Here is a 4,119-nt window from a genome sequence, read left to right as displayed (position 1 = left end):
CTACAAGCCGGGCGCCCCTCAGGCCCCGGCCCCGGCGAACAACGCGGTGACGGGGACCGCCGGCACGGCGGCGGCCGCGGCGGCCGCACCGGCCCGGCCCGCCGCGCCGCCCGCGCCCGCCGCCCCGCAGCAGCCCGCCGCCGCACCGCCGGCCGCCCCGCCGGCCGCGAAGGCCCCGGCGCCCGCTCCCGCGAAGGCCGCCCCGGCCCCCGCGAAGCCGGCCGCCGCCAAGCCGGCCGCCGCGAAGTCCCAGGCCCCCAAGGCGCAGCCCGCCGACGGGGCCAAGCAGGGCGCCGAGCAGGTGACGCTGCGCGGCCCGTCCGCGGCCGTCGCGAAGAACATGGACGCCTCCCTGGAGGTGCCCACGGCCACGTCCGTGCGCGCGCTCCCGGTGAAGCTCCTGTTCGACAACCGCATCGTCATCAACAACCACCTCAAGCGCGCCCGCGGCGGGAAGATCTCCTTCACGCACCTCATCGGCTACGCGATGGTCCAGGCCATCAAGGCGATGCCGTCGATGAACTGGCACTACGCGAAGGTGGACGGCAAGCCCACCCTGGTGAAGCCCGAGCACATCAAGTTCGGCCTCGCCATCGACCTCGTGAAGCCGAACGGCGACCGCCAGCTGGTCGTCGCGGGCATCGAGAAGGCCGAGACGCTGAACTTCTTCGAGTTCTGGCAGGCCTACGAGGACATCGTCCGTCGTGCCCGCGACAACAAGCTGACGATGGCCGACTTCACGGGCGTCACGGTCTCGCTGACCAACCCCGGTGGCCTCGGCACCGTCCACTCCGTGCCGCGCCTGATGCCGAACCAGTCGGTGATCATGGGCGTCGGCTCCATGGACTACCCGGCGGAGTTCCAGGGCACCAGCCAGGACACCCTGAACAAGCTCGGCATCTCGAAGGTCATGACGCTCACGTCGACCTACGACCACCGGGTGATCCAGGGTGCCGCCTCCGGCGAGTTCCTGCGCGCCGTCGCGAACCTGCTGCTCGGCGAGAACGGCTTCTACGACGACATCTTCGAGGCGCTGCGCATCCCCTACGAGCCGGTCCGCTGGCTCAAGGACATCGACGCGTCCCACGACGACGACGTCACCAAGGCCGCCCGCGTCTTCGAGCTGATCCACTCCTACCGGGTCCGCGGCCACGTCATGGCCGACACCGACCCGCTGGAGTACCGCCAGCGCAAGCACCCCGACCTGGACATCACCGAGCACGGGCTCACCCTGTGGGACCTGGAGCGCGAGTTCGCGGTCGGCGGCTTCTCGGGCAAGACCCTGATGAAGCTGCGCGACATCCTCGGTGTGCTCCGCGACTCGTACTGCCGCACCACCGGCATCGAGTTCATGCACATCCAGGACCCGAAGCAGCGCAAGTGGATCCAGGACCGCGTGGAGCGCTCGCACTCCAGCCTGGAGCGCGAGGAGCAGCTGCGCATCCTGCGCCGGCTGAACGCGGCGGAGGCCTTCGAGACCTTCCTGCAGACCAAGTACGTCGGCCAGAAGCGCTTCTCCCTGGAGGGCGGCGAGTCCGTCATCCCGCTGCTCGACGCCGTGCTGGACTCGGCCGCCGAGTCCCGTCTCGACGAGGTCGTCATCGGCATGGCCCACCGCGGCCGGCTGAACGTGCTGGCCAACGTCGTGGGCAAGTCGTACGCGCAGATCTTCCGCGAGTTCGAGGGCAACCTCGACCCGAAGTCGATGCACGGCTCCGGCGACGTGAAGTACCACCTGGGCGCCGAGGGCACCTTCACCGGCCTCGACGGCGAGCAGATCAAGGTTTCCCTGGTCGCCAACCCCTCCCACCTGGAGGCGGTGGACCCGGTCCTGGAGGGCGTCGCGCGCGCCAAGCAGGACATCATCAACAAGGGCGGCACGGACTTCACCGTCCTGCCGGTGGCGATCCACGGCGACGCGGCCTTCGCGGGCCAGGGCGTGGTGGCCGAGACCCTGAACATGTCGCAGCTGCGCGGCTACCGCACCGGCGGCACGGTCCACGTCGTCATCAACAACCAGGTCGGCTTCACCGCCGCGCCCGAGTCCTCGCGCTCGTCGATGTACGCGACGGACGTGGCCCGCATGATCGAGGCCCCGATCTTCCACGTGAACGGCGACGACCCGGAGGCCGTGGTCCGCGTCGCGCGGCTGGCCTTCGAGTTCCGCCAGGCGTTCAACAAGGACGTGGTGATCGACCTCATCTGCTACCGCCGCCGCGGTCACAACGAGTCGGACAACCCGGCGTTCACGCAGCCGCTGATGTACGACCTGATCGACAAGAAGCGCTCGGTGCGCAAGCTGTACACCGAGTCCCTCATCGGTCGCGGCGACATCACCCTGGAAGAGGCCGAGCAGGCGCTGCAGGACTACCAGGGCCAGCTGGAGAAGGTCTTCACCGAGGTCCGCGAGGCGGCGTCGCAGCCGACGTCCGTCGAGCCCTCGGAGCCGCAGGCGCAGTTCCCGGTGGCCGTGAACACGGCGGTCACCTCGGAGGTCGTCAAGCGGATCGCCGAGTCCCAGGTCAACATCCCCGACCACGTCACCATCCACCCGCGCCTGCTGCCGCAGCTGCAGCGCCGGGCGGCGATGGTCGAGGACGGCACGATCGACTGGGGCATGGGCGAGACCCTCGCGGTCGGCTCGCTGCTCCTGGAGGGCGTGCCGGTCCGGCTGGCCGGCCAGGACTCGCAGCGCGGCACCTTCGGCCAGCGCCACGCGGTCGTCATCGACCGCGAGACGGGCGCCGAGTTCACGCCGCTGCTGTACCTGTCCGAGGACCAGGCGCGGTACAACGTCTACAACTCCCTGCTCTCCGAGTACGCGGCGATGGGCTTCGAGTACGGCTACTCGCTGGCCCGCCCCGACGCGCTGGTGATGTGGGAGGCGCAGTTCGGCGACTTCGTCAACGGCGCGCAGACGGTCGTGGACGAGTTCATCTCGTCGGCCGAGCAGAAGTGGAACCAGACCTCCGGTGTGACCCTGCTCCTGCCGCACGGCTACGAGGGCCAGGGCCCGGACCACTCCTCGGCCCGCCCGGAGCGGTTCCTGCAGCTCTGCGCGCAGAACAACATGACGGTCGCGATGCCGACCCTCCCGTCGAACTACTTCCACCTCCTGCGGTGGCAGGTGCACAACCCGCACCACAAGCCGCTGGTCGTCTTCACCCCGAAGTCGATGCTGCGCCTGAAGGCCGCGGCCTCGAAGGCGGAGGAGTTCACCACGGGCCAGTTCCGCCCGGTCATCGGCGACGACTCGGTCGACCCGGCCGCGGTCAAGAAGGTCGTCTTCTGCTCCGGCAAGGTCTACTACGACCTCGAGGCCGAGCGGAAGAAGCGCGGCGTGACGGACACGGCGATCCTGCGCATCGAGCGCCTGTACCCGCTGCCGGGTACCGAGCTCCAGGCGGAGATCAAGAAGTACCCGAACGCCGAGAAGTACCTGTGGGCCCAGGAGGAGCCGGCGAACCAGGGTGCCTGGCCGTTCATCGCGCTCAACCTGATCGACCACCTCGACCTGGCGGTCGGCGCCGACGTGCCGCACGGCGAGCGTCTGCGCCGCATCTCGCGCCCGCACGGCTCGTCCCCGGCCGTCGGTTCCGCGAAGCGGCACCAGGCCGAGCAGGAGCAGCTGGTGCGTGAGGTGTTCGAAGCCTGACGGGCTGGTGAGCGACGCCCTCACGGGTCGTGGACGACCGGGCCGCATCCCCTCGCCGGGGATGCGGCCCGGTCGCGTTTCCGCGGTCCGGTCGCGTCTCCGCGGCCCGGTGCGGTCCGGTGCGGCTCAGCGCGGTTCGGCGGGGTCCGGCACGGTTCGGCGCACGCATATTCTTGTTCCCATGTACTTCACGGACCGTGGCATCGAGGAACTGGAGAAGCGGCGCGGCGAGGAGGAGGTCACCTTCGAGTGGCTCGCCGAGCAGTTGCGGACGTTCGTCGATCTCAACCCCGACTTCGAGGTGCCGGTGGAGCGCCTGGCGACCTGGCTGGCCCGGCTGGACGACGACGAGGACGAGGAGTAGGGCCCGCCGGCCGGACCGGCCCGCCCGCCGCGTGCGCGGGTCCCGCCGGCCGGTCCGGTCGCGGGGGCGCCGCGGGTTCAGTCGCGGGGGTGGGTGAGTG

General features: G+C 70.3%; 2 protein-coding genes. Both read left to right on the top strand.

Annotated elements, in window-relative coordinates:
* On the top strand, positions 1 to 3,655 hold a 3,655-nt coding region (locus AOK18_RS23695; protein WP_055695654.1), incomplete at its 5' end, for a multifunctional oxoglutarate decarboxylase/oxoglutarate dehydrogenase thiamine pyrophosphate-binding subunit/dihydrolipoyllysine-residue succinyltransferase subunit.
* A gap of 181 nt (positions 3,656 to 3,836) precedes the next feature.
* Complete coding sequence (locus tag AOK18_RS23690; RefSeq protein ID WP_018571400.1) at positions 3,837 to 4,019, top strand: DUF6104 family protein; 183 nt, start codon at positions 3,837 to 3,839, stop codon at positions 4,017 to 4,019.
* Positions 4,020 to 4,119: the final 100 nt, after the last annotated feature.

It is taken from the genome of Streptomyces prasinopilosus (genome assembly GCF_001419695.1).
Lineage (GTDB): Bacteria > Actinomycetota > Actinomycetes > Streptomycetales > Streptomycetaceae > Streptomyces > Streptomyces prasinopilosus.
This window is presented reverse-complemented; position numbering and strand designations above follow the sequence as displayed.